We start from the raw sequence: 23,018 nt of genomic DNA on the forward strand, positions 1-23,018 counted from the left end.
TCGCCTTTGCGGCTGGTGCCAGGCCGCGCGGGGGTGCCGCGCGGAGTGGTAGGAAGGAGGGGCTGAGCGCTACGGCATGTCATTATTCTTGTCTCCAATAAGCCTCATGGACCGCGTGCAACACGGTTGCCATGGATTATTGGAAACGGATGTAAGGTGCCGTTGTACGAACGGATCGAAGATGTAAAAAGTCGTAAGTTTTTTGTACGTCAGCTCTGGATCAGCTGTTCCAGGGTGGCGCGGGCCTGGGCAAGCTCGGTGGCCAGCGGCGCGCCGAGCGCTTTCAATGCCTGTTCGTCATGCTGCCGGGCAGCGTCCTCAAGGCGTCGCAACAGCGCGGCCAGGCCAGAAAAACCCAGGGAGTCGCAACTGCCGGCCAGGCGGTGGGCCAGGTGCAGCACTTCGGTAAAGTCCTCGGCAGGCAGCGCCTCGGCCAACGCCGTGGCGTGATGTTCCAGCGACTGGCGCAGCACCTTCAACAGGCCTTGCAGCTTCTGTTCACCCAGCAGCGAGCGGTGGGTGTCCAGCAATGACCAGTCCATTGTCGCGTCGACGTCGGCCACTTCAGCGGGCGCCGCTTCGGCCAGCGCCCGGCGCAGGTTGTCCAGCCGCAGGGGCTTGGCCAGCACTCCCTGCATGCCGGCATCCAGGTACCCTGGCACTTGCCCCGGTTGCACGCCAGCCGTCAGTGCCAGGATCCGGCTGTGGCGGTTCGGCCCGGGCGTGGCACGCAGTTGCCGGCACAGCTCCACCCCGCTCATGCCGGGCAGGTGCACGTCGAGCAGGATCAGGTCGAAGCGCCGCTGTGCGCAGGCCTGCAGGGCTTGCCCGGCGTCCTCGGCAAAGCTCACCCGGTGGCCATCGCGCAGCAGCAACCCACCGGCCACCTCGCGGTTCAATGCCACATCCTCGACTACCAGGATATCCAGGCTGGCCAGGGGCGAAGGGGCTGGTGAACTGGCCTGCACTGGCTGCCCGCGGGCCATGTCGAGTTCGAACCAGAAGCGACTGCCCTGCCCTTGCACGCTGTCCAGGCCAATGCAGCCCCCCAGTTTTTCCACCAGGTGCTTGCAGATCGCCAGGCCCAGGCCGGTGCCGCCGTAGCGCCGGGCCACCGCCTCGCTGGCCTGGACGAAGCGGTCGAAGACCCTGGCCTGCACAGCCGGCTCGATGCCGATGCCATTGTCGCTGACCGACACCCGCACGCGCTGCGAGCCCTGGTCACTGGCCAGTACCTGCACCGCAAGCTGCACCTGGCCGTGTTCGGTGAACTTGATGGCGTTGGCCAGCAGGTTGCTGAGCACCTGGCGCAGGTACTGTTCGGCACCGTGCTGGTACTCGGCCAATTGCTCGTCGATGTCCAGTTGCAGGGCGTCGCCATTGTCCCGGGCCATGGGTTCGAGCAGCGCCAGCACTTCCTGGCACAACTGGCGTAGCGAAAAACCGACCAGCTCGGCGCGGCTTTCGCCCTCCTCGAGGCGGGCGAAATACAGCACCTCGTTGAGAATCGCCAGCAGCCCCTCGCCAGCCTTGTACAAGGCCTCGACGCGCTGGCGGTCGGCCGCCTCCAGCCGGCCGCCGCGCAGCAGCTCGGCCATGCCGAGAATGCCGTTGAGCGGTGTGCGCAGTTCATGGCTCATGGTCGCCAGGAAGCGTGACTTGGCCAGGTTGGCGGCTTCGGCCTCGTCCTTGGCCCGGGCCAGGCTGGCGGTGCGCCGCTCGACCATGGCCTGCAGTTCGTCGCGCTTGTCCTGCAACGCCAGGCGGTCGCGTTCGCGGCGCTCGATGTCACTGAGGATGGCGCGGCGCATGTCATCCAGGGCATTGGCCACGGTGTCGATCTCGTCCGGGCGCGTCGACGGCCGGCGCCCCAGGCGCAACGGTTCCTGCCACTGGCCGGCGCCAATACGCCGGGCGAACTCGGCCATCACTTGCAGGTGGCGGGTGACCAGGCGGTAGAACAGCCCCGACAGCGCCACCGCCAGGCCACACAGGAACACGCCCATCCACAGCAGGCTGGCAAGGCCAGTGGCATACAGCCGACTGTGCACCGCGCCCAGGTCGATGCTCACTTCCAGCTCGCCCAGGTGCCTGGCCGGCCCCGAGGGCGGCTGGTAATCGAGGGGGAAGCGTTCGATACGCAGCGGTCCCTTGGGCTCGGCGGCGCCACGCAACAGCTGGAAATCGTCGCTGACCAGGCGCACCCGGGCGACATCGGAAAAGTCCACCAGGCCGCGCAGTTGTGTGTCCAGCTGTGCCTCGTCCAGGTCCCACAGGCTGCGCTCCACGCTGGCCAGGTAACCGGCGCGGATCAACGCCATGCGCGCCTCGATATCGCGCATCTCGCGGCGGTACTCGAAATACAGCTGCACCGAGCTGGCCAGCACGGTGAAGCACAGGCTGAACAGCAGGATGAACAGCAGCAGGCGGCGCAGCAAGCCATCGGTGCGCAGGCGGATCATCGGGAGTCCGCCGGCAGGTTGACCATGTCGCGGTAGGTCACTTCGCTCTGCTCCAGCCAGCGCTCGATCTCGCCGGCCTGGTTCATGCGCTGCAACTGCGCGTCGATTTCGTCCATATGCTGGCTCAAGGGCGATTGCCGTGATATCGCAACGCGCAGGTAGTCCACGCTCAGGGCCGTGGGCAATACGCGGATGTCCTGCGCCCCAGGCAGGTTCTCGATGAACAGCTGGCCGGTGCGCCGCTCCTGGATCACATAGTCGATGCGCCCACGGATCAGCTTGCCGAAGTTCTGCTGGCTGGACGACACCCGTTCGATGTTCTGGTGGCGGGCGACGAAGCGGTCGAAATCGGCGCCGTAGCTTTCGCCGTACAGCAGGCCGCCACGGTAGCTGGCCAAGTCCTCCAGGCGCTGGAACTGCACTGGCCGCAGGCGGTTGTAGAACACCGCCACTTCCTCACGCACCACCGGCACCGTGGAAAAGCGCATGCGTTGGTCACGCTGGTCGCTGTTGTAGGCCAGCACCACGTCCACCCGCCCGGCGGCAGCGTCCATCAGGCAGCGCTTCCAGTTGCCCAGCACCACGGTCTGCACTTCGTAGCCCATGCGCGCGAACAGCTCTCGCACCACGGTGGGGGCCAGGCCACGCACCTGGTGGCCGTCACTCCAGGAAATCGGCGGGTACACCGGGTAGTCGCAATAGCGCACCGGCTGCCTTGCACTGGCCTGCACGGCGAACAATGCCAAGGCCAGCACCCAGGCGCTGCGGGTCATGCCGCCACGCTGGCGGTGAACAGGTAGCCGGTGCCGTGGATGGTGATGATCAGCTGGGGCTCGGCCGGGTCGTCGTGCAGCTTGCGCCGCAGGCGGCCGACCAGCACGTCGATGGAGCGGTCGTTGGGCACCCACTCGCGGTTGCGGATCTGGTCCATCAACTGGTCACGGCTGAGGGTGTGGCCGCTGTTGCGCAGGAACACGCTGAGCAACTGGAATTCGCCATGGGTCAGCAGGGTTTGCCCGCCACGGGCGTCGATCAGGCGCCGGCGGTCGGTGTCCAGCGCCCAGTCGGCGAACTGTTTCAGCGATTGCGCGCAGGCCGGCGCCGGGTGCACCTCGCGGGCATGGCGCACGCGGCGGATCAGGTTCTTGGCGCGGGATACCAGTTCGCGGGGGTTGAGCGGCTTGATCACGTAGTCGTCGGCGCCGCATTCCAGGCCGACGATACGGTCGATGTCGTCGTTGCGGCCGGTGATGAGGATGATGCCGACCTCCGAGCGTACCCGCAGCTCGCGGGTCAGGGTGAGGCCGTCCTTGCCGGGCAGGCGGATGTCCAGCAGCACCAGGTCGACATCCTGGCTGCCAAGCAGGGCTTCGGCCTTTTCCGCGGTGTCGGCGCAGTGCACGTCATAGCCTTCCTGGGACAGATAGGCCTGCAGCAAGTCACGAATAAGCGGATCGTCATCGACGATCAATACCCGAGGCGTCATTGCGTGTCGTCTCTTTTTTTATTGGTTTGTTCTACACACTCGCGACAGCAGCGTACTCGTTACTGAACAGGCGATCAACAGCCCTCCGGCAGGCTGAAGCGGCGTCGGCCACCGGCCTGCAGGCCATCGACCCAGGCCTCACAGATCAGCACGCCCTGCTCGGGGGTGAAGGTACCGGGATTGAGCCCCGACTCCAGCCACAGGCCATCGAGCAAGGCGCTCAGGCTGATGGCCGCCAGGTCGGCATCGAAGCCCTGCCAGCCCTCCTCCCCGGCCAGCGTGGCCAGCAGCCCGCTCAGTTCATTGCGGTATTCGCCATAGGAATGGTCATGCACCTGGTTGATCGCATCGGCGGTCTTCACCGCGCCCCAGAACGCCAGCCAGGCGTCGAGCAATTGCGGGTCGAGCAGCTCGGCGCAGAACGAGGCGCGGAAGAACGCCGACAACCGCTCGCGGGCATTGGGCGCGGCCTGGGCCATGGCCTCGCGCAGCAGGCCCATCACCCGGCCGGTGACCGCCATGTAGGCTTCGGCCACCAGCTCATCCTTGCCGGCGTAGTGATGGCTGATCAACCCGACCGAGACCCCGGCCTCGGCCGAAATCTTGCGGATCGACGCGCCCTGGAAGCCATGTCGCTTGAGGCATACCAAGGTCGCCTCGACCAGGTTGGCTTTGCGCAATTCCGGCAGCATGCGGTGGTAGCGGGCTTCCTGGTTCATCGGCGGCTCTCGGGCTAGGGGCTGGACTGAACGACTGTACAACAAGCCGGACTGCGTGATAAACCCTTGGCACCGATGCCCACAACAACAAAAGCGGCTGCCATGAACGACCTGATCACACGTGACCTGAACCAGGGCCTGCTGACCCTGGCCTTCAACCGCCCCGACAAGCTCAATGCCTTGAACACCGCCATGTACCAACAGCTGGGCGACCTGCTGCTGGCGGCAGGTGAAGACCCTGATGTCGAAACCATCATCATCACCGGTGGGCCGCACTGCTTTACCGCCGGCAATGACTTGCGCGACTTCCTCGACAACCCGCCCGGCGACCTGGACAGCCCGGTGTTCCGCCTGATGCGGGTGGTGATGGGCCTGGACAAACCGCTGATTGCCGCGGTCAGTGGTGCGGCGATCGGTATTGGTGCCACCTTGCTGTTGCATTGCGACCAGGTGCTGGTCAGCCGTACGACCAAGCTGCGCATCCCTTTCGCGCCGTTGGGCGTGTGCCCGGAGTTTGGTTCCAGCCTGCTGCTGCCGCGCTTGCTTGGCCATGCCCGGGCGGCTCGCCTGCTGCTGGCAAACGAGTTGCTTGATGGCGAACGGATGGTGGCCTGGGGGTTGGCCAATGAACTGCATGAAGACGGTGAGCAGTGCCTTGCAGCTGCCCGGCGCCTGGCGCGGCAGCTGCAAGGCTACCCGCAGGCGGCGCTGCGCATCAGCAAGCGGCTGCTCAAGGACGGCCAACGAGCCGAGCTTGAGGCGACAGTGGCGCGGGAAAGCCGGTTGTTCATCGAGTGCTTGCGCACTGAAGAAGCGCGAGCGGTGTTGCGAGGGTTGATCAAAGATTGAAACCCAGGGGCCGCGTTGCGGCGGGCACGCCCGCTCTCATAGAACAACACATAACTCATTGATTTAGCGTGGCTCTGTGGGAGCGGGCGCGCNNCTCCCACACGGTACGCGGAACGCTTGCGCACTGAGTTCTCTGCGCGACAGCGCAGCCCAAAGGGCTGGGCTCATGGCCGGGATATGAGGTGCTAGTAGCCGGTCATCTCCAGATACCCTCGCCCACCCGCACTCCCGGTCAAGCGCACTGGCCCCTCCCAATACGGGAACCGTGTCTCCATCCAGGCCTGCGACTCCACAGCCTCGACCTGCACATCCACGCCATGCCCCGGCACCTGCACCCGCCATCGCGTCGGCACCTGCTTGCCGTTCTTCTGCCGAGCCCAGGCCAGCACCTGCAGCTGGATCTGCGCACCCTGCAGCACCACCACCTCACCCTGCGGGCCGACCCAGGTCCCGGCGCGATACGCCTCCCCTTGCACCTCGCGCACCTGGAACAGCATCAGCCTGGCGCCACTGTCCAGGTGCAGGGAAAACCAGTCCCACCCCGTCTGCCCGGCAGCCAGCGGCTGGCTGCTCCATTCCCGGTCCAGCCAGGCCTGGCCGGTAACTGCAATGCACTGGCCGTCACGCTGCACTTCCCCACTCACCCGGTAGAACGGCTGACTGTAATAGTACGAAGCCTGCCCCTTGCCGGACTTCTCGCTGTAGCCCTGGTCCCCGTGCAGCACCAAGGGCCGATCGCTATGCAGTTGCAGGTCGTAGCGAAAGCCGTCACCACCGGCGACCATTTGCAGATTTTCGATGCCACTGCTGCCCTGCAACGACCAGTCATTGATCCACGCCCGGAACGGCTGGGCCTGCACGCCAGCCTGGCCGATACCCCCACGCGCCAAGGTTTCGCCAGACTGATGACCACCGGGACCGGTCAACGCCGCGTGCCCCATCCACAGGTTCGGGCTGTTCCAGCCAGCAGTCTCGGGGCCTGGGCGCAGGGCCGAGCGAAACAGCGTCCACTGCGCACCCCAGTCCCGCCCCTGGAAGTCCTGGAGGTTGGCGGTGACATACCACCATTCGATGCGGAAGCCATCATGTGCCCCGTGGTCACGCGGAAATTCCAGGCGATGGCCGCGGCTTACCTGGCTGAATTCACCCGCCTGCTGCCCGAGCCCGGCATAGCTCTGCTCGGCGGGCTGGTCACAGCCGCCCAGCAACCCACACAGCAACAGCCAGGCGCTACGTTTCATCGGCAAACAGCCTCAACAGTTCGCGCGGCTGGCGACGCGCCAGCTGCCACAGTGGCCAGGCGCTGGCCAACAGGCTGGTAAGCATGCCCAGCACGGCCAGATGCAGAAGTTGCGCAGGGAACACGTAGAGCGGCAAACGCCAGCCGAATGCCTGCACGTTCACCACCGCGACCAGGCACCAGGCCAGCAGGATGCCCAGCGGAATCGCCAGCAGCACGGTAAGGCTGCTCAGCAACAGTGTCTGCCCGAGGCTCAGCCACACCAGGTGCGTGCGCCGCACGCCCAGTGCCCACAGCGGCGCAAGCTGGCCCAGGCGGGTTTGGCCCAGGGTCAGCAGGTTGATGAACAGCGCCACGCCTGCCACGCCAAGGGTAAGGCTGTTGAGCGCGGCGGTGGCAGCGAAGGTGCGGTTGAATACGTCGGTCGACCAGCGTTTGAGCCGCCTCTGCTCGACCACGCGGCTGTCGTCCAGGGCGAAGCGCTGTTGCAATTCGGTCTCGAATGCCGACACCTGATCGCCCACCAGATCGACACTCAACCCGGTCAGGGTTGCCTGTGGCCAGTGCCCGCGCAGCCAGCCGGCATTGACCAGCATATGCCCTTTGGGGTTGCCGTAATCGGCATAGATGCCCACAACGCTCAGGGCTGGCGAAGTGTCTGCGGGCAGCCTCAGGCGATCACCCAGCTGCAGCTTCAGTCGCCTGGCCAGCTGTTCACTGAGCATCACGGCCTGCCCGGCGGCCAGTTGTTGCCAGGCCTGCTTTTGCTGCGCCAGCAATGGCCAGCGTGTGCGATAGACGGGATGATCGACGATGCCCTGGACCTGCACCGGCCAGCCCTGCAGCTGCGTTTCCACACGCCAGCCGGGCAATACCACCTCCACCGAAGGCTGCTGCCCTAGCCACTCAGCTATCTGCAAGCCCTGGGCGGTGTCCCTTGGGGTGACATACAAGTCGGCGGACAGGCGCAGGTCAAGCCAGCCGACAAAGGTCTTGCGAAAGCCCTCGGTCATGCTGCCCACCCCGACACTGGCCGCCAGCGCCAGCAACAGTGCCATCAATGCCAGGCTCAAGGCCGGCAATTGCTGGCGGCTGTCCGCGACGAACCATTGCGCCAAAGGCCGCCGGCAATGGCGCGCCAGCCAGGCCAGCACCCGGTCGAGCAAGGCCGGCAGCAGCAGCGCCGCCGCCAGCAGCAAGCCTGCCAGCAGGCCGAACGCGCTGGGCAGGCTGTCGCCCAGCACGCCACAGCCCAGGGCCAGCAAAAGCAACAGGCCCGCCACCAGGGCCTGGCGCCGCAACCAAGGCCCCTGGGCCAACCGCCATGCCTGAGGTTGGGCCAGCGTCAGCAACGGCAACTGCGCCGCACGCAGTACACTGCCCAAACCCGCCAGCAGCGCCCCCAGCACGCTCACCAGCACGCCCATCAGCCACCACCCGGCGGGCAGGCTCAGCGCCCCGGCGACCTGGGCGCCATACAGGCCGCGCAAGCTGGCGGCCACATCGGGCAGCAACCACGCGGCCAGCCCGTAACCACTGGCCACGCCGGCCAGACCGCCCAGCACCGCGAACAGCCCCAGCTCCAGCACCAAGGCGCACAGCAAGGTTTGCAGGCTGATGCCACAGGCGCGCAGGTTGCGAACCAGGCCGCGCCGCTGTTCCAGTGCCAAACCGATTGCGGCATGGGCAATGAACAGGCCGACGACGAACGCCAGCAGGCCAAGGGCGGTCAGGTTGAGGTGGAAGCTGTCGGTCAGCCGCTGCAAGCCGCCATCGTCCTGCCGGGGTTGCAGCTCAAGGTAAGGCGCGATATCCGCCGGCAACGGCCCCGGCGAGGCAGCCACCAGCAAGCGCGACAACTGCCCGGGTGCATGCAGCAACGCCTGGGCGTGGCCGATATCGACCACGATCACCCCTGGGGCCAGCGCTGGCTGTAGAACCAACGGCGGCAGCAGCTGCCCTTCGCTATCGCGTACTGAAGCACCGGGATCTGCATGCAGCTGGCGCAAGGTGTCCGGCCCGACCCAGGCTCGCCCGGGCTTGCCGACAAAGGCCTGCAGATCGAACGTTCCGGGCTGCACACCGGCGATGCTACTGGCCGGCGGCAGGCTCAACGGCTCGATGCCGATCAACCGCACGCTACGCGCCGGCTCACCAGCAAAGCGCAAGCGCCCTTCCAGTACCGGCGTCACCGCCCAGCCCAGCCTGCGCAACTGCACGTACAGTGCCTGGTCAAAGCGCTCGCCACGGCGCGGCACCAGTTGCGCCTGCAACGGCACGGCCAGCACCGCGCTGGCCCGGGCATAGTCGCTGCGTGCCTGGCTGTTCAGCGCCTGCACGCCGGTCCACAGCGCCGTGGCCAGCCACAGGCCGGTGAAGATGCTGAAAAACTGCACGCGATGGCGCCGCCAGTGGCTGAGCAGCGCCAGCAGGGCCAGCGATAGAAGCCTCATCCGCCCTGCTCGGGCCGCACGCGGCCGGCCTGCAGGTAACAACGCTGCTGCAAGCGCGCCGCCAGCCGCGGGCTGTGGGTCACCATCAGCACCCCACTGCCAGCCTCGGAGACCAGTTGCAACAGCAGGCTCAACACCTCATCGCTGCTGGTTTCATCGAGGCTGCCGGTGGGTTCGTCGGCCAGCAACCAGGCCGGGCGCCCGGCCAGGGCGCGGCCGATGGCAACCCGCTGTTGCTGGCCGCCAGACAATTGCTCCGGGTAACGCGCCAGCAAATCCGCCAAACCCAGGCGCTGCGCCAGGTAGGCCAGCCAATCGGGATCATGCCGACCGGCCAGCCGGGCCTGGAACGCAAGATTGGCCCCCACGTCCAGGCTGCTGATCAGGTTGTACTGCTGGAACACCAGGCCTATGCCCTCCCGCCGCCACAACGCCAGCGACGCCTCGGAACGGCTGTCGAGCGGGGTGTCGTCGATCAGGATGCGGCCACTGTCGGCACGGTCCAGGCCGGCCACCAGGTGCAGCAAGGTACTCTTGCCGCTGCCCGACTCGCCCATCAGCGCCAGGCTGCTGCCGCGCGCCAGGCGCAGGTCGACGCCCTGCAGCACGGGGAGCGGGCCCTGGGGGGTGGGGAATGATTTGTGCAGTTGCTCGATGACCAGCATCGACGGGCCTTGGTGGGTTCAGGGGTCTTCTTAGGAATAGCAGGTTCATCGCGGCGTGGGTGTGCTCCTGGACAAGACGTGCATGGTGCCATTGGCAAATTCGATCACCGTACCGTCGCCAATGAACAAATCTTCATTTTGTCGGCAAGCCCCTGATTGCGGACATGACAGCCATCTTCGCGCCTGCAGCCGCAGGCCTTCACCTTGAGGGGGCTCACTACCTTGCGTAGCATCACCGCCCCCCGGGGCCGCTGCGCGGCCCATTCGCGGGCACGCCCGCTCCCACAGGCGCGTGCCCAAAGCGCTCACATCTCACCCAGCCACACCATCAGCAGACAGAACCCCGATGCCGCAACCCATACCCCTCAAGGACCACGAAAAGGAAAAGCACCTGGTCAACCGCCGGCTTCTGGCCTGCGCCGCCCTGGTCTTCAGCCTGGTCGCCGTCCTGGTGGGCCGGCTCTATGTGCTGCAGGTGCTGCAGCACGACCAGCAGACCGCCGTATCGGAAAACAACCGCGTGCACGTGCTGCCCATCGCCCCCGAGCGCGGGCTGATCTACGACCGCAACGGCGTGGTGCTGGCCGACAACAAGCCCAGCTTCGACCTCACCATGACCCGCGAGCGGGCCGGCGGTGACACGGCCAAGGTCCTCGATACCCTGGCCCAGGTGCTGAGCCTGACCGACGACGACCGCAAGCAGTTCGACAAGGACCTGCGCCGTGGCCGCAAGCCGTTCGAGCCGGTGACCCTGATGGTCGGCCTGAGCGAAGAGCAGATCGCCCTGGTGGCGGTGAACCAGTTCCGCCTGCCAGGCCTGGAGGTGGAACCACAGTTCATCCGCGAGTACCCGCTGGCCGAGCATTTCGCCCACTCGGTGGGCTATGTGGGGCGCATCAACGAGAAAGAGGCCAAGACCCTCGACAGCACCGAATACCGGGGCACCCAGTCGATCGGCAAGACGGGCATCGAGCACTTCTACGAAAGCCAGCTGCATGGCCACGTGGGCTACGAGGAGGTCGAGACCAACGCCCAGGGCCGGGTGATGCGTGTGCTCAACCACAAGGCCCCGACCCCGGGCCAGGACATCGTCCTGACCCTGGACGCCCACCTGCAACTGGCCGCGGAAAAGGCCCTGGGCGACCGCCGTGGCTCGGTGGTGGTGCTCGACCCGGCCAATGGCGACGTGCTGGCGATGGTCAGCAACCCCAGCTTCGACCCCAACCTGTTCGTCAAGGGCATCAGCTTCAAACAGTACGCCGCCCTGCGCGATTCCATCGACCGCCCGCTGTTCAACCGCGTGCTGCGCGGCCTGTATGCGCCCGGTTCGACGGTGAAGCCGGAGGTGGCCATCGCCGGCCTCGACAGCGGCGTGATCACCCCGGGCAGCCGGGTGTTCGACCCGGGCTACTACGAGCTGCCCAACTACGACCACAAGTACCGCAACTGGAACCGCAGCGGTGATGGCTGGGTGGATATGTACACCGCCATCATGCGTTCCAACGACACCTACTTCTACGACCTGGCGCACAAGCTGGGCATCGACCGCCTGCACGACTACATGGCCGAGTTCGGCCTGGGCCAGAAGGTCTCGCTGGACATGTTCGAGGAGGCGTCCGGGCTGATGCCGTCGGCCGAGTGGAAGCGCGCCACCCGGCGCCAGGCCTGGTTCCCGGGCGAGACGCTGATCCTGGGCATCGGCCAGGGCTACATGCAGGTCACCCCGCTGCAGCTGGCCCAGGCCACCAGCCTGCTGGCGAGCAAGGGTGTGTGGCACCGCCCGCACCTGGCCATGACCGTGGGTGGCGATGCGCCGGTAGACCCCAACCCGATGCCCAATATCGTGCTGCACGACAGGCACGCCTGGGACCAGGTCAGCCAGGGCATGCAGATGGTCATGCACGACCCGCGCGGCATCGCCCGCGCTGCCGCGGCCGGTGCGCAATACCGGATTGCCGGCAAGAGCGGCACCGCGCAGGTGGTGGCGATCAAGCAGGGCGAACGCTACAACCGCGACAAGACCCTGGAGCGGCACCGCGACAATGCCCTGTTCGTCGGCTTTGCCCCGGCTGATCACCCGAGTGTGGTGGTGGCGGTGATGATCGAGAACGGTGAAGCCGGCGGGCGGGTGGCAGGGCCGGTGGTGCGGGAGGTGATGGATGCCTATCTGCTGGATGAGCAGGGGCATCTGAAGCCGCAGTATGCGGGTGGGGTAGTGCCTCGCAGCGTGCCGCACACTTGAGACTTCTGGGGCCGCATCGCAGCCCTTTCGCGACGCAAGGCCGCTCCCACAAGTTCAGTGTTGCGTCACAGGCAGCGCAAATCCTGTGGGAGCGGCCTTGTGTCGCGATGGGGCGCGAAGCGGCCCCAGCACATGAAAATCAAAATAAGGAATAAGAATATAAAATCTTATTCCTTTTTCATCATTCCCTAATCCTCTATAAATCCCCCAACTGCACAGCCGCCAACACTTGGCCAACTGTCTGCAGCGCAACACACGATCAACAGGCAACGCCCGCACGGCAACAGCGCCGCAACCATCAGAAAAGCGCTAACCAGTTGAAATAAAAGAATATTCAAACTCGGCACGACGATTGCTCAAGCAAAGTCCCCCGCTCAACCCGAACCGGAGACCTGCCCATGAGCACCCCACTGAACGTCGTAGCCCTGTCCGGCGGCACTGCCCGCCCTTCGCGCACCCTGGCCCTGACCGAGGCGATCCTCGCCGAACTGGCCCAGCACCTGCACATCAAGCCGCACCTGATCGAACTGGGCGAGATCGCCCGCCCGCTGGGCAGCGCCCTGTGGCGCAGCGAACTGCCCGAGGCCGTTGAACAGCAACTGCGCCTGGTGGAAAAAGCCGACCTGCTGGTGGTGACCACGCCGGTGTACCGCGGCAGCTTCACCGGCCACTTCAAGCACCTGTTCGACCTGATCGGCCAGGACGCCCTGGTCGACACCCCGGTGCTGCTCGCCGCCACCGGCGGCAGCGAGCGCCACGCGCTGGTGCTCGACCACCAGCTGCGCCCACTGTTCAGCTTCCTGCAAGCCCTGACCCTGCCCATTGGCGTGTTCGCCAGCCAGGCGGAAATGGCCGACTACCGGGTGTCCAGCGCAGCCCTGGCCGCCCGTATCCGCCTGGCCGCCGAGCGCGCCGTGCCGCTGTTCGGCGCCCATCATGCGCTGCGCAAGAGCGCCTGAGGAGCGGCCATGAATGCACCTGTGAACACCCCCCGGCGCCCTGCCCTGGCCATCGCCCGCGAACTGGCCGGGCAGTTTGCCCAGACCGCCGTCGAGCGCGACGAGCGCGGCGGCACGCCAAAAGCCGAGCGCGACGCCCTGCGTGACAGCGGCCTGCTGTCGCTGGTGATCCCGCAGGCGTTCGGCGGCCAGGGCGCCAACTGGCACGACACCTTCGCGGTGGTGCGCGAGTTCGCCCGGGTCGACAGCTCCATCGCCCACGTGTTCGGCTTCCATCACCTGATGCTGGCCACCGTGCGCCTGTTCTCGCGCCCGGACCAATGGCAACCGTGGTTCGAGCAGACCGCCCGCAAGCAGTGGTTCTGGGGCAATGCCCTGAACCCGCTGGACACCCGCACCGTGGTCAAGCACTTCGATGGCTGGTGCGAGTTTTCCGGCAAGAAAAGCTTCTGCTCCGGCGCCAGCGATTCGGAAATGCTCATCGCCTCGGCGGTGGACGAACGTGCCGGCGGCAAGCTGCTGATCGCCGCCATCCCCAGTGGCCGCACCGGCATCAGCCTGCACAGTGACTGGAACAACATCGGCCAGCGCCAGACCGACAGCGGCAGCGCCACCTTCGAGCGGGTACGGGTGGAGCACAACGAACTGCTGCTCGACCCAGGCCCCCTGAGCACGCCGTTCGCCGCCCTGCGCCCGCTGATTGCCCAGTTGCACTTCGCCAACCTGTTCCTCGGCATCGCCGAGGGGGCGTTCGAGGAGGCCCGCCAGTACACGCTCAAGGAAAGCCGGCCGTGGTTCCGCTCCAGCGCCGCCAGCAGCGCCGAAGACCCATACGTGCTGCGCCATTACGGCGAGTTCTGGGTCGGCCTGGAGAGCGTGCGCCTGCTGATCGAGCGGGCCGCACGCCAGCTCGATGCCGCCTGGGCCAGGGAGCACGCCCTCACGGCGCAAGAGCGCGGCGACCTGGCCCTGGCCATCGGCACCGCCAAGGTTGCCGCCAGCCGCCATGGCCTGGACATCTGCAACCGCCTGTTCGAGGTCACCGGCGCCCGCGCCACCCATGCTTCGCTACGCTTCGACCGGCACTGGCGCAACCTGCGCACGCAAACCCTGCACGACCCGGTGGACTACCGCATCCACGAACTCGGCGAGTGGGCCCTCAACGACAAGCGCCCTGCCCCATCGTTCTATTCCTGAGGATTGCCCATGCAACTGCTGACCCTCCCCCCGTCCCCGACACTGGCCACCTCGATCCGGGCCACCGCACAGGTTTTCGAAGACCCCAGGTCGCAGGCGCTGCTCGCCCACCTGCAACAGGTCGCCCCCAGCGAGGCCAGCGTGCTGATCATCGGCGAAACCGGCACGGGCAAGGAGCTGGTCGCACGCCACATCCACAACCTCAGCGGCCGGCGCAACGGCCCGTTCGTCGCGGTCAACTGCGGTGCCTTTTCCGAATCGCTGGTCGAGGCGGAGCTGTTCGGCCATGAAAAAGGCGCCTTCACTGGTGCCCTGGCGGCCAAGGCCGGCTGGTTCGAGGAAGCCAACGGCGGCACGCTGTTCCTCGACGAAATCGGCGACCTGCCGTTGCCGATCCAGGTCAAGCTGCTGCGCGTGCTGCAGGAGCGCGAAGTGGTACGGCTGGGGTCGCGCAAGAGCATCCCGATCAATGTGCGGGTACTGGCGGCGACCAACGTGCAGCTGGAAAAGGCCATCAACGCCGGGCATTTTCGCGAAGACCTGTACTACCGGCTGAACGTGGTGACCTTGCAGTTGCACCCGTTGCGCGACCGCCCGGGTGACATCCTGCCGCTGGCCCGGCACTTCATCCGCAGCTACAGCGACCGGCTGGGCTACGGGCCGGTGGAGTTGAGCGCCAAGGCCCAGGCCAAGCTGGTGGAATACAGTTGGCCGGGCAACATCCGCGAGCTGGAGAACGTGATTCACCACAGCTTGCTGACCTGCGGTGACGGTACGGTGCAGGCGCAGGACCTGCGCTTGTCCAACCTGCGTATCGAACGGCAGGAGGAAGAGCCTGCGGGCAATGGTGTGGAGGATCTGCTGCAGCGGGCGTTCAGCCGCTTGTTCGAAGAGCAGTCGGGTGACCTGTACGAGAAGGTGGAAAATGCCCTGCTGCGGTCGGCGTATCGGTTCTGCCATTACAACCAGGTGCATACCGCGCAGTTGCTGGGGTTGTCGCGCAACATCACCCGTACCCGGCTGATTGCGATCGGCGAGTTGGTGGTGAACAAGCGGCGGGGGCAGGAGCAGCAGGTGCTGGATAACCGGGTGGTGCGGTTGTCGATCTGAATGGTGTATGGCCTGTTCGGGCCTCTTCGCGGGCACGCCCGCTCCCACAGGTGCTGCGCCAACCTTGAAAGCGGCGCGATACCTGTGGGAGCGGGCGTGCCCGCGAAGAGGCCGGCACAGACACCCAAATTGCTAGCTCCGATCGCCTCCGCGATCATCCCCAACATCATGGTCAGCCCCATCATCAGCGCCATGCCCTACACCGTGGGGCTCGCCCACGTCGTGATTCGCTTCGTGATTCGCCTCATGGTTGGCTTCGTGATTGGCTTCGTGGTTGGCCTCGTGGTCGGCGCCATCATCAGCACCATTGCGCCCGCGGCCATCATGCCCTGGGCCGCCATGCCCACCACCATCACCACTATGCCCGCTGCCACTGCCGCCGTGGCCACCACCCGAGCCACCGCCGCCGCCGCTACCACCTCCACCGCCATGACCACCGCCGCCGCCACTACCACCATGACCACCGCCGCCACCGCTACCACCACCTCCGCCGCCATGGCCACCACCACCGCCGCTGCCTCCGCCACCACCACCGTGACCACCACCGCCTCCGCCTCCGCCACCACCGCCACCATCCTTCGCATATGCGCTGGAGGTACCGCCAATGGAGTCCGGCACCAACACGGCCGAAGCCGACAACACTGCACCGATAGCCAAAGCCAACAAACATTTCCTGAGCATCATGAGCCTCCGCTTGGAGTAGCACCGGGTTGCACGACGCACCCTGTGATTTCCGGCCCCCTTGGGGCAACCTGCTAACCAGCGCGGCCATCCATCTGCAGCGGTTGAACGAGATCCTTCAGGGCCTGCTGGCCATATATTTCAGAATGTTTCTTGATTTTTTGAGCGTAGCCACACCGCTTCGCTTGTCACCGACCGGTCATCAGAATGGCTGGCTCACCAAAGGCCGCTGCACCATGGCCTGGCGAGCCGGGTTGCTCAGGAGGCCGCGCGGGGCATCAGATCATACGGGTGCTTCCACCCTGGCAACGCCTGGATTCGCGCCTTCCATGCCTCGATGTGGGTGAACTGCGCCAACACAATGCCAGTGTCCTCCGGCATGAACACATACCCAGCCAGCGACAGGTCAGCGATCGTCAGCCGGCCACCGACCATGAATGGCGTCTTCGCCAAGTGCGCATCGACAATACGGTAGGCCGCCAAGGCACGTTCACGCAGGAACCGGGTCACGTCCGTTTCACCGGTTTTCTTCAGGCAGAAAAGAAAGCGCAGCGCAGCGTAGTAACTGGTGAACTTGTGGTTGTCGAACAGCATCCAGCGCCAGATCTCGCGCTTTTCGTCTTCGTCGCGGGGGCCGAACTGCCCGGTTTTCTCCGCGAGGTAGTCAAGGATCAGCGCAGACTGGGTGAAGGATTTGCCGGCGTGCTCCAGCACTGGCACCTCGCCCTGCTCGTTCACTTCGTCGCGCCAGGCTTGTTCGCGAGTCTGGCCATTGAAGAAATCGACGAACACCGGCTGCCAGTCCTGGCCTGTGAGCTCAAGCATCAGGGCGGCCTTGTAGGCGTTACCGGATTCGGCGAAACAATGCAGCTTGTAGTCGGGCATGGGTGAGAACCTTCAGTATCCATTGAATGATTGGGCCATCAGGCCGAGCAGATCACGCCTGGCCCGACAGGGTCAATGCGCGCAGCCAGAACATCTTATTCCCCGTCCCTCCCGTCATAGTCCCCACCCGAGCACCACTCTTTACCCGGGTGAAGACTACTTACCAACTCGCCTGACAGGGCCCTATCGCCGGCAAGCCAGCTCCCACAGGTACTGCACAGGCCTCAAGGGCAGCGCGGTCGATGTGGGAGCTGGCTTGCCGGCGATGGGCTGCTCAGCAGCCCCGGCAATCTCCAGTGTTGAACAAGGGAACTACCACCCCACCTGCGCTTTCTTAAACACTGAGTGGTTCAATTACTTGGGCTTCATGCTACTGGAGATCACACCATGCGCCACCTACTCCTCGCCCCTGCGCTGCTGCTCCTGCTGCCTGCCGGTGCTGCCCTGGCTGACGTCGACGCAGGCGACGTCGCAACCTCGGCCGGTGTTTCCGCCTCGCTTTACTCGACCTTCAAGGACGACAAACGGATCATCCCGGCGCGTGACGAGCTTTCGGCCTACGTCGCCAGCGGTGGTGCAATCCGTGGCGCCTATGTGGAGTCGGCGCTGGAACAAGCCCGCAAGGACAACCCAGGCCTGCAGGCCAATGATGAAGAGCTGGCCCGGGCCCTCCTCTCGCAGGATGACCGCATAGCCGATCATTGATTGAGGTAATCCTGCACCTGCCTCTTCGCGGGCTTGCCCGCTCCCACAAGTACTGCACAGGCATCAGACCCGGTGCAGTCCCCGTGGGAGCGGGCAAGCCCGCGAAAGGGCCGGCACAGGCATACATTCACCCCCAGCCATCCATGCGCATGGTAGCCCTTACCAGCCGCTGCTCTTCCTGCTCGATCTCCCGCAAACTGTCGCGGATCCCGTTGATATGTTCGCGCGCCGCGCGCTGCGCCTGCTCGGGCAACTGCTCCATCACCGCGTGATACAACCGCGCATGCTGGCGGTCGATCTGGCGCTTCTGCGCCGGTCGGCAATACAGGTTGTTGACCGAGGCGAACACCGTGCTCAAGGTCAGGTCACTGAGCGATTGCAAGGTATGCACCAGCACCGGGTTGTGCGACGCCTCGCTGATCGCCCGGTGAAAGGCATGGTCGCGGCGGGCATGTTCACGGGCATCGATCGCTTCGGGGGCGTCGTGAGCAGCCAGCATTTCTTCATAGCGCCGGCGGATCAGCAAACGGTCGACCTCGGTGGCCCGCAGCGCCGCCAGGCGCGCCGATTCGGCCTCCAGCAACGCCCGCACTTCCAGCAGGTCGAACAGCGTGCGCGGCTGCGAACCGAACAGGTGCATCAACGGCGTGGCACCCGCATGGCCCGTCAGGTCGGCAACGAACGAGCCCCGCCCCTGCTCGGTGTCGATGATGCCGCGCCCGCGCAGGATGCGCAGGCCTTCACGCAGCGCCGAGCGCGAGCAGCCCAGCTTGTCCACCAGGCGCCGCTCCGACGGCAGGGCCTGGCCCACCTTGAGCACGCCGTCGACGATCAACCGCTCGACCCGTTCGGCCACCTGGTCGGCGACCTTGGCCTTGCCTTCAGTACCCACTGCGTACCCTCCTGCTGGTAGGACCACTTCGACCACTTGCCTCAATCTAGCCGGGCAAAGCCGTCAATAACCAGTACCCGTCGCAGAAACTGGTAGGACCAGTTCACCCCGTACTCGACCCGGGCGGCGGCCACGCGCAGGCTGCAAGGGTGAGCGCTTTGCCAACAACAACAAAAACCGTTGCCGAGTGAGCCGATGAATATCCTGTATGACGAACGCGTCGATGGCGCGCTGCCCGACGTGGACCGGGCGGCGCTGCTGCAGGCGCTGCGCGCTGCCCTGCCGGACCTCGAGATCCTGCACCGCGAGGAAGACCTCAAGCCCTATGAATGCGACGGCCTCTCGGCCTACCGCACGGTGCCGCTGCTGGTGGTGCTGCCCGAGCGCCTGGAGCAGGTGCAGGCGCTGCTCAGGCTTTGCCACCAGCGTGGCGTGCCGGTGGTGGCACGCGGCGCCGGTACCGGCCTGTCGGGCGGCGCCCTGCCACTGGCCAAAGGCATCCTGCTGGTGATGGCGCGGTTCAACCGCATTCTCGAAGTCAACCCGCAGGGCCGCTTCGCCCGTGTGCAGCCCGGCGTGCGCAACCTGGCCATCTCCCAGGCGGTCGCGCCCCACGGCCTGTACTACGCGCCGGACCCGTCCTCGCAGATTGCCTGCTCCATCGGCGGCAATGTCGCCGAGAACGCCGGTGGCGTGCACTGCCTCAAGTACGGCCTGACCGTGCACAACCTGCTCAAGGTGGAAATCCTCACGGTCGAGGGCGAACGCCTGACCCTCGGCAGCGATGCCCTGGACAGCCCCGGTTTCGACCTGCTGGCACTGTTCACCGGCTCCGAAGGCATGCTCGGCATCGTCACCGAAGTCACCGTCAAGCTGCTGCCCAAGCCCCAGGTGGCGCGGGTGCTGCTGGCCAGCTTCGACAGTGTCGAGGACGCCGGCCGGGCAGTGGCCGAGATCATCGCTGCCGGGATCATCCCCGGCGGCCTGGAGATGATGGACAACCTGGCGATCCGCGCCGCCGAGGACTTCATCCATGCCGGTTACCCGGTGGACGCGGCGGCCATCCTGCTGTGCGAGCTGGATGGCGTCGAGGCCGATGTGCATGACGACTGCGAACGGGTCGCCGCCGTGCTGGCCCAGGCCGGCGCGCGTGAAGTGCGGCTGGCCTGCGACGAGGCCGAGCGCGTGCGCTTCTGGGCCGGGCGCAAGAACGCCTTCCCGGCGGTGGGGCGCATCTCCCCGGACTACTACTGCATGGACGGCACCATTCCGCGCCGCGAACTGCCACGGGTGCTCAAGGGCATCAGCGAACTGTCCGGCGAATATGGCCTGCGCGTGGCCAACGTGTTCCACGCCGGCGACGGCAACATGCACCCGCTGATCCTGTTCGATGCCAACCTGCCAGGCGAGCTGGAACGTGCCGAAGCCATCGGCGGCAAGATCCTCGAACTGTGCGTGGCCGTGGGCGGCAGCATCACCGGCGAGCACGGTGTGGGGCGCGAGAAGATCAACCAGATGTGCGCACAGTTCAACAGCGACGAAATCACCCTGTTCCATGCGGTCAAGGCCGCCTTCGACCCACAGGGCCTGCTCAACCCCGGCAAGAACATCCCCACCCTGCACCGCTGCGCCGAATTCGGCGCCATGCATGTGCACCATGGGCAATTGCCCTTCCCCGAACTGGAGCGTTTCTGATGAGCATGGACCGCGACATCAGCCAGGCCCTGCTGGAGCAGGTCAACCAGGCGCTGAACCAGGCCACGCCGCTGCGTATCCAGGGCGGCAACAGCAAGGCCATGCTCGGCTGCCCGGTGGCCGGCGAGGTACTCGACACCCGCAGCCACCGCGGCATCGTCAGCTACGACCCGACCGAGCTGGTGCTGACTGCCCGCGCCGGCACGCCGCTGCGCGAGGTCGAGGCAGCGCTGCACGAGGCTGGCCAGATGCTGCCCTGCGAACCACCGCACCTGGGCCCCGACGCCACCCTGGGTGGCATGGTCGCGGCCGGGCTGTCCGGCCCCAGGCGGCCGTGGGCCGGGTCGGTGCGCGACTATGTGCTGGGCACGCGGGTGATCACCGGCCACGGCAAGCTGTTGCGCTTTGGTGGCGAAGTGATGAAGAACGTTGCCGGCTACGACGTGTCGCGGCTGATGGCGGGCAGCTTCGGCTGCCTCGGGTTGCTGACCGAGGTGTCGCTGAAAGTGCTGCCACGCCCGCGCCAGTGCCTCAGCCTGCGCCTGCCGATGGGCCGCCACCAGGCGCTGGCGGAGCTGGCTGAATGGGGCCAGCAGCCGCTGCCGATCAGCGCGGCCTGCCATGACGGCGACGCGCTGTACCTGCGCCTGGAAGGCGGCGAAGGCTCGGTGCAGTCGGCACGCCAGCGCCTGGGCGGCGAGGCACTGGACAGCAGCTTCTGGAGCGACCTGCGCGAGCAGCGCCTGGCGTTCTTTGCCGGCCCCGCGCCGCTGTGGCGCCTGTCCGTGCCCAACGCCACCGGCGAGCTGGAGCTGCCCGGCCAGCAGCTGATCGACTGGGGTGGCGCGCAGCGCTGGCTCAAGTCCACGGCACCGGCGCAAGAGATCCGCGAGCAGGTCGCCAAGGTTGGCGGCCACGCCACCTGCCATGCCCCTGGCGCAGCCAGCAGCCCACCGCTGCCCGCCGCGCTGATGCGCTACCACCGTGCGCTCAAGCAGCAACTCGACCCCCAGGGGGTGTTCAACCCTGGCCGCCTATACCCGGACCTGTGAGGCCAGACCATGCAAACCAACCTGAGCGAAACCGCCCGGCAACTGGCCCGCGCAGACGAAGCCGAAAGCATCCTGCGCTCCTGCGTGCACTGTGGTTTCTGCACCGCCACGTGCCCCACCTACCAGCTGCTGGGCGATGAACTGGACGGCCCACGCGGGCGCATCTACCTGATCAAGCAGATGCTCGAAGGCGCGCCGATCACCGCCAGCACCCAGTTGCACCTGGATCGCTGCCTGACCTGCCGCAACTGTGAAACCACCTGCCCTTCCGGGGTGAAGTACCACGACCTGCTGGACATCGGCCGCGCCGTGGTCGAACAGCAGGTGCCACGCCCGCTCGGCCAGCGCCTGCTGCGCCAGGGCCTGCGGGCAGTGGTGCCACGCCCGGCGCTGTTCAAGGCCCTGACCCGCAGCGGCCAGGCCCTGCGCCCGCTGCTGCCGGCCACGCTCAAGCGCAAGCTGCCGGCGCGGGTCACCGCCCCCGGCCAACGCCCCGCACCGCGCCATGCGCGGCGGGTGCTGATGCTGGAAGGCTGCGTGCAACCGGCCCTGTCGCCCAACACCAATGCCGCCGCCGCACGCCTGCTGGACCGCCTGGGCATCAGCGTGGTGCCGATCCAGCAGGCCGGCTGCTGTGGCGCGGTGGACTATCACCTCAATGCCCAGGAACAAGGCCTGCAACGGGCGCGGCGCAATATCGATGCCTGGTGGCCTGCCATCGAAGCCGGCGCCGAGGCCATCGTGCAAACGGCCAGCGGCTGCGGCGCGTTCGTGCGTGACTACGGCCACCTGCTGGAAAAGGACCCGCGCTACGCCGCCAAGGCCGCACGGGTCAGCGCCCTGTCCCGCGACCTGGTGGAGGTGCTGCGCGACGAGCCGGTCGAGCAACTGGGCCTGTGCGCCGAACAGCGCCTGGCCTTCCATTGCCCATGCACCCTGCAGCACGCGCTGAAGCTGGGGGGTGCGGTGGAGGCGTTGCTGACACGCCTGGGCCTCACCTTGACCCCGGTACCGGACGGCCACCTGTGCTGCGGCTCGGCCGGCACTTATTCGCTGACCCAGCCCGAGCTGTCGCTACAGCTGCGCGACAACCGCCTCAACGCCCTGGAAAGCGGCAAACCGCAAGTCATCGCCACCGCCAACATCGGCTGCCAGGCCCACCTCGACGGGGCCGGGCGCACACCGGTGCGGCACTGGATCGAAATCGTCGAAGCAGCCTTGAACCCGGAGAACCACCATGCATAGCAAGTCCGTGATCGGCCAGGCCGAAGTCACCCGCGTGCTGACCGCCGCCCGCCAGCAAGCCCAGGCGCAACAATGGAACGTGACCATCGCCGTGGTCGACGACGGCGGCCACCCGCTGGCCCTGGAGCGCCTGGACGGCTGCGCGCCGGCCAGCGCCTACATCGCGATGGAAAAGGCCCGCACAGCCGCGCTGGGGCGCAAGGAGACGCGGGATTACGAGGAGATGGTCAATGGTGGCCGTACCGCTTTCGTCACCGCGCCGCTGCTGACCAGCCTGGAAGGTGGCGTGCCGCTGCGGGTGGATGGGCAGGTGGTGGGAGGGATCGGCGTGTCCGGGGTCAAGGCCGAGCAGGATGCCCAGGTGGCCAAGGCCGGGGCGGCTGCCCTTTGAATCCTGTACCAGCCTCTTCGCGGGCTTGCCCGCTCCCACAGGGCCTTCACAAGACCTGGGACCTGTGCAGTACCTGTGGGAGCGGGCAAG

The 23,018-nt window shown here is 66.5% G+C and carries 20 protein-coding genes; 10 read left to right on the top strand and 10 right to left on the bottom strand.

From position 1 onward, the window contains the following. Nucleotides 1-209: 209 nt before the first annotated feature. From B2790_RS18325 to B2790_RS18340, 4 genes are all read right to left on the bottom strand, one after another. The gene (locus B2790_RS18325; RefSeq protein WP_286919418.1) at nucleotides 210-2,462 is read right to left on the bottom strand and encodes an ATP-binding protein; all 2,253 of its coding nucleotides are present in this window, start codon (nucleotides 2,460-2,462) and stop codon (nucleotides 210-212) included. Beyond that, nucleotides 2,459-3,235, bottom strand: coding sequence for a substrate-binding periplasmic protein (locus B2790_RS18330; protein ID WP_137163662.1), 777 nt, complete (start codon nucleotides 3,233-3,235; stop codon nucleotides 2,459-2,461). Before B2790_RS18330 ends, B2790_RS18325 begins: the two co-directional genes overlap by 4 nt. Next, entirely contained in the window at nucleotides 3,232-3,948 is a 717-nt protein-coding gene (locus tag B2790_RS18335; RefSeq protein WP_012271826.1) for a response regulator, read from the bottom strand. Before B2790_RS18335 ends, B2790_RS18330 begins: the two co-directional genes overlap by 4 nt. 74 nt (nucleotides 3,949-4,022) lie before the next feature. After that, nucleotides 4,023-4,667 (bottom strand): TetR family transcriptional regulator C-terminal domain-containing protein, encoded by a 645-nt coding sequence (locus tag B2790_RS18340; RefSeq protein ID WP_015270774.1) that lies wholly within the window; start codon nucleotides 4,665-4,667, stop codon nucleotides 4,023-4,025. A gap of 102 nt (nucleotides 4,668-4,769) precedes the next feature. On the opposite strand from B2790_RS18340, the gene B2790_RS18345 reads away from it, so the two are divergent. Continuing rightward, on the top strand, nucleotides 4,770-5,516 hold the full coding sequence (locus B2790_RS18345) for an enoyl-CoA hydratase (protein ID WP_286919419.1): 747 nt from the start codon (nucleotides 4,770-4,772) through the stop codon (nucleotides 5,514-5,516). 185 nt (nucleotides 5,517-5,701) lie between these two features. Here B2790_RS18345 and B2790_RS18350 read toward each other — a convergent pair whose 3' ends face one another. Genes B2790_RS18350 through B2790_RS18360 form a run of 3 tightly spaced genes read right to left on the bottom strand, consistent with a single transcriptional unit; the run spans nucleotide 5,702 to nucleotide 9,874 of the window. Further along, nucleotides 5,702-6,757 carry a lipocalin-like domain-containing protein gene (locus tag B2790_RS18350; RefSeq protein WP_286919420.1) on the bottom strand — a complete coding sequence of 352 codons (1,056 nt, stop codon included), beginning with the start codon at nucleotides 6,755-6,757 and terminating at the stop codon, nucleotides 5,702-5,704. Beyond that, nucleotides 6,747-9,209, bottom strand: coding sequence for an ABC transporter permease (locus B2790_RS18355; RefSeq protein WP_286919421.1), 2,463 nt, complete (start codon nucleotides 9,207-9,209; stop codon nucleotides 6,747-6,749). Before B2790_RS18355 ends, B2790_RS18350 begins: the two co-directional genes overlap by 11 nt. Further along, nucleotides 9,206-9,874, bottom strand: coding sequence for an ABC transporter ATP-binding protein (locus B2790_RS18360; protein WP_286919422.1), 669 nt, complete (start codon nucleotides 9,872-9,874; stop codon nucleotides 9,206-9,208). Before B2790_RS18360 ends, B2790_RS18355 begins: the two co-directional genes overlap by 4 nt. Nucleotides 9,875-10,220: 346 nt before the next feature. Between B2790_RS18360 and mrdA the strand changes: the two genes are divergently transcribed. From mrdA to sfnR, 4 genes are all read left to right on the top strand, one after another. Then, complete coding sequence (mrdA, locus tag B2790_RS18365; protein ID WP_085599199.1) at nucleotides 10,221-12,116, top strand: penicillin-binding protein 2; 1,896 nt, start codon at nucleotides 10,221-10,223, stop codon at nucleotides 12,114-12,116. A gap of 398 nt (nucleotides 12,117-12,514) precedes the next feature. Then, on the top strand, nucleotides 12,515-13,075 hold the full coding sequence (msuE, locus tag B2790_RS18370) for an FMN reductase (protein ID WP_025338724.1): 561 nt from the start codon (nucleotides 12,515-12,517) through the stop codon (nucleotides 13,073-13,075). Nucleotides 13,076-13,084: 9 nt separating this feature from the next. Continuing rightward, nucleotides 13,085-14,272: an acyl-CoA dehydrogenase family protein gene (locus tag B2790_RS18375; RefSeq protein ID WP_085615236.1), complete on the top strand. Its 1,188-nt coding sequence runs from the start codon at nucleotides 13,085-13,087 to the stop codon at nucleotides 14,270-14,272. Nucleotides 14,273-14,281: 9 nt separating this feature from the next. Further along, entirely contained in the window at nucleotides 14,282-15,382 is a 1,101-nt protein-coding gene (sfnR, locus tag B2790_RS18380) for a sigma54-dependent transcriptional activator SfnR (protein WP_025338722.1), read from the top strand. Nucleotides 15,383-15,579: 197 nt separating this feature from the next. On the opposite strand, the gene B2790_RS25075 is transcribed toward sfnR, so the two are convergent. After that, nucleotides 15,580-15,966, bottom strand: a complete 387-nt coding sequence (locus B2790_RS25075) for a hypothetical protein (RefSeq protein ID WP_414708599.1) — start codon at nucleotides 15,964-15,966, stop codon at nucleotides 15,580-15,582. Nucleotides 15,967-16,321: 355 nt separating this feature from the next. Then, nucleotides 16,322-16,948: a glutathione S-transferase family protein gene (locus tag B2790_RS18390; RefSeq protein ID WP_286919423.1), complete on the bottom strand. Its 627-nt coding sequence runs from the start codon at nucleotides 16,946-16,948 to the stop codon at nucleotides 16,322-16,324. Nucleotides 16,949-17,335: 387 nt separating this feature from the next. On the opposite strand from B2790_RS18390, the gene B2790_RS18395 reads away from it, so the two are divergent. Then, nucleotides 17,336-17,653, top strand: coding sequence for a DUF2388 domain-containing protein (locus B2790_RS18395; RefSeq protein ID WP_003260922.1), 318 nt, complete (start codon nucleotides 17,336-17,338; stop codon nucleotides 17,651-17,653). 127 nt (nucleotides 17,654-17,780) lie between these two features. On the opposite strand, the gene glcC is transcribed toward B2790_RS18395, so the two are convergent. Continuing rightward, entirely contained in the window at nucleotides 17,781-18,545 is a 765-nt protein-coding gene (gene glcC, locus B2790_RS18400; RefSeq protein WP_286919424.1) for a transcriptional regulator GlcC, read from the bottom strand. 195 nt (nucleotides 18,546-18,740) lie between these two features. On the opposite strand from glcC, the gene glcD reads away from it, so the two are divergent. The 4 genes from glcD to B2790_RS18420 are packed head-to-tail and all read left to right on the top strand — an operon-like array spanning nucleotide 18,741 to nucleotide 22,928. After that, entirely contained in the window at nucleotides 18,741-20,240 is a 1,500-nt protein-coding gene (gene glcD, locus B2790_RS18405; RefSeq protein ID WP_286919425.1) for a glycolate oxidase subunit GlcD, read from the top strand. After that, entirely contained in the window at nucleotides 20,240-21,292 is a 1,053-nt protein-coding gene (glcE, locus tag B2790_RS18410) for a glycolate oxidase subunit GlcE (RefSeq protein ID WP_286919426.1), read from the top strand. Before glcD ends, glcE begins: the two co-directional genes overlap by 1 nt. A 9-nt stretch (nucleotides 21,293-21,301) precedes the next feature. Further along, a complete protein-coding gene (gene glcF, locus B2790_RS18415) occupies nucleotides 21,302-22,537 on the top strand; it encodes a glycolate oxidase subunit GlcF (RefSeq protein WP_286919427.1) in 1,236 nt (411 codons plus the stop codon). After that, entirely contained in the window at nucleotides 22,530-22,928 is a 399-nt protein-coding gene (locus B2790_RS18420; RefSeq protein WP_286919428.1) for a heme-binding protein, read from the top strand. Before glcF ends, B2790_RS18420 begins: the two co-directional genes overlap by 8 nt. The last annotated feature ends 90 nt before the right edge of the window (nucleotides 22,929-23,018 follow it).

The sequence above is a fragment of the Pseudomonas sp. UBA6753 genome (genome assembly GCF_002453565.1).
GTDB classification, from domain to species: Bacteria; Pseudomonadota; Gammaproteobacteria; order Pseudomonadales; family Pseudomonadaceae; genus Aquipseudomonas; species Aquipseudomonas putida_Z.

What these genes read in the sequence shown, in the direction of transcription:
- glcE (WP_286919426.1), top strand. Translation starts at nt 20,240, where the DNA reads ATGAGCATGGACCGCGACATCAGCCAGGCCCTGCTGGAGCAGGTCAAC.
- B2790_RS18345 (WP_286919419.1), top strand. Translation starts at nt 4,770, where the DNA reads ATGAACGACCTGATCACACGTGACCTGAACCAGGGCCTGCTGACCCTG.
- B2790_RS18395 (WP_003260922.1), top strand. Translation starts at nt 17,336, where the DNA reads ATGCGCCACCTACTCCTCGCCCCTGCGCTGCTGCTCCTGCTGCCTGCC.
- glcF (WP_286919427.1), top strand. Translation starts at nt 21,302, where the DNA reads ATGCAAACCAACCTGAGCGAAACCGCCCGGCAACTGGCCCGCGCAGAC.
- B2790_RS18340 (WP_015270774.1), bottom strand. Translation starts at nt 4,667, where the DNA reads ATGAACCAGGAAGCCCGCTACCACCGCATGCTGCCGGAATTGCGCAAA.
- B2790_RS18375 (WP_085615236.1), top strand. Translation starts at nt 13,085, where the DNA reads ATGAATGCACCTGTGAACACCCCCCGGCGCCCTGCCCTGGCCATCGCC.
- B2790_RS18335 (WP_012271826.1), bottom strand. Translation starts at nt 3,948, where the DNA reads ATGACGCCTCGGGTATTGATCGTCGATGACGATCCGCTTATTCGTGAC.
- B2790_RS18330 (WP_137163662.1), bottom strand. Translation starts at nt 3,235, where the DNA reads ATGACCCGCAGCGCCTGGGTGCTGGCCTTGGCATTGTTCGCCGTGCAG.
- B2790_RS18350 (WP_286919420.1), bottom strand. Translation starts at nt 6,757, where the DNA reads ATGAAACGTAGCGCCTGGCTGTTGCTGTGTGGGTTGCTGGGCGGCTGT.
- B2790_RS18390 (WP_286919423.1), bottom strand. Translation starts at nt 16,948, where the DNA reads ATGCCCGACTACAAGCTGCATTGTTTCGCCGAATCCGGTAACGCCTAC.
- B2790_RS18325 (WP_286919418.1), bottom strand. Translation starts at nt 2,462, where the DNA reads ATGATCCGCCTGCGCACCGATGGCTTGCTGCGCCGCCTGCTGCTGTTC.
- sfnR (WP_025338722.1), top strand. Translation starts at nt 14,282, where the DNA reads ATGCAACTGCTGACCCTCCCCCCGTCCCCGACACTGGCCACCTCGATC.
- glcD (WP_286919425.1), top strand. Translation starts at nt 18,741, where the DNA reads ATGAATATCCTGTATGACGAACGCGTCGATGGCGCGCTGCCCGACGTG.
- msuE (WP_025338724.1), top strand. Translation starts at nt 12,515, where the DNA reads ATGAGCACCCCACTGAACGTCGTAGCCCTGTCCGGCGGCACTGCCCGC.
- B2790_RS18355 (WP_286919421.1), bottom strand. Translation starts at nt 9,209, where the DNA reads ATGAGGCTTCTATCGCTGGCCCTGCTGGCGCTGCTCAGCCACTGGCGG.
- B2790_RS18420 (WP_286919428.1), top strand. Translation starts at nt 22,530, where the DNA reads ATGCATAGCAAGTCCGTGATCGGCCAGGCCGAAGTCACCCGCGTGCTG.
- B2790_RS18360 (WP_286919422.1), bottom strand. Translation starts at nt 9,874, where the DNA reads ATGCTGGTCATCGAGCAACTGCACAAATCATTCCCCACCCCCCAGGGC.
- B2790_RS25075 (WP_414708599.1), bottom strand. Translation starts at nt 15,966, where the DNA reads ATGCGAAGGATGGTGGCGGTGGTGGCGGAGGCGGAGGCGGTGGTGGTC.
- mrdA (WP_085599199.1), top strand. Translation starts at nt 10,221, where the DNA reads ATGCCGCAACCCATACCCCTCAAGGACCACGAAAAGGAAAAGCACCTG.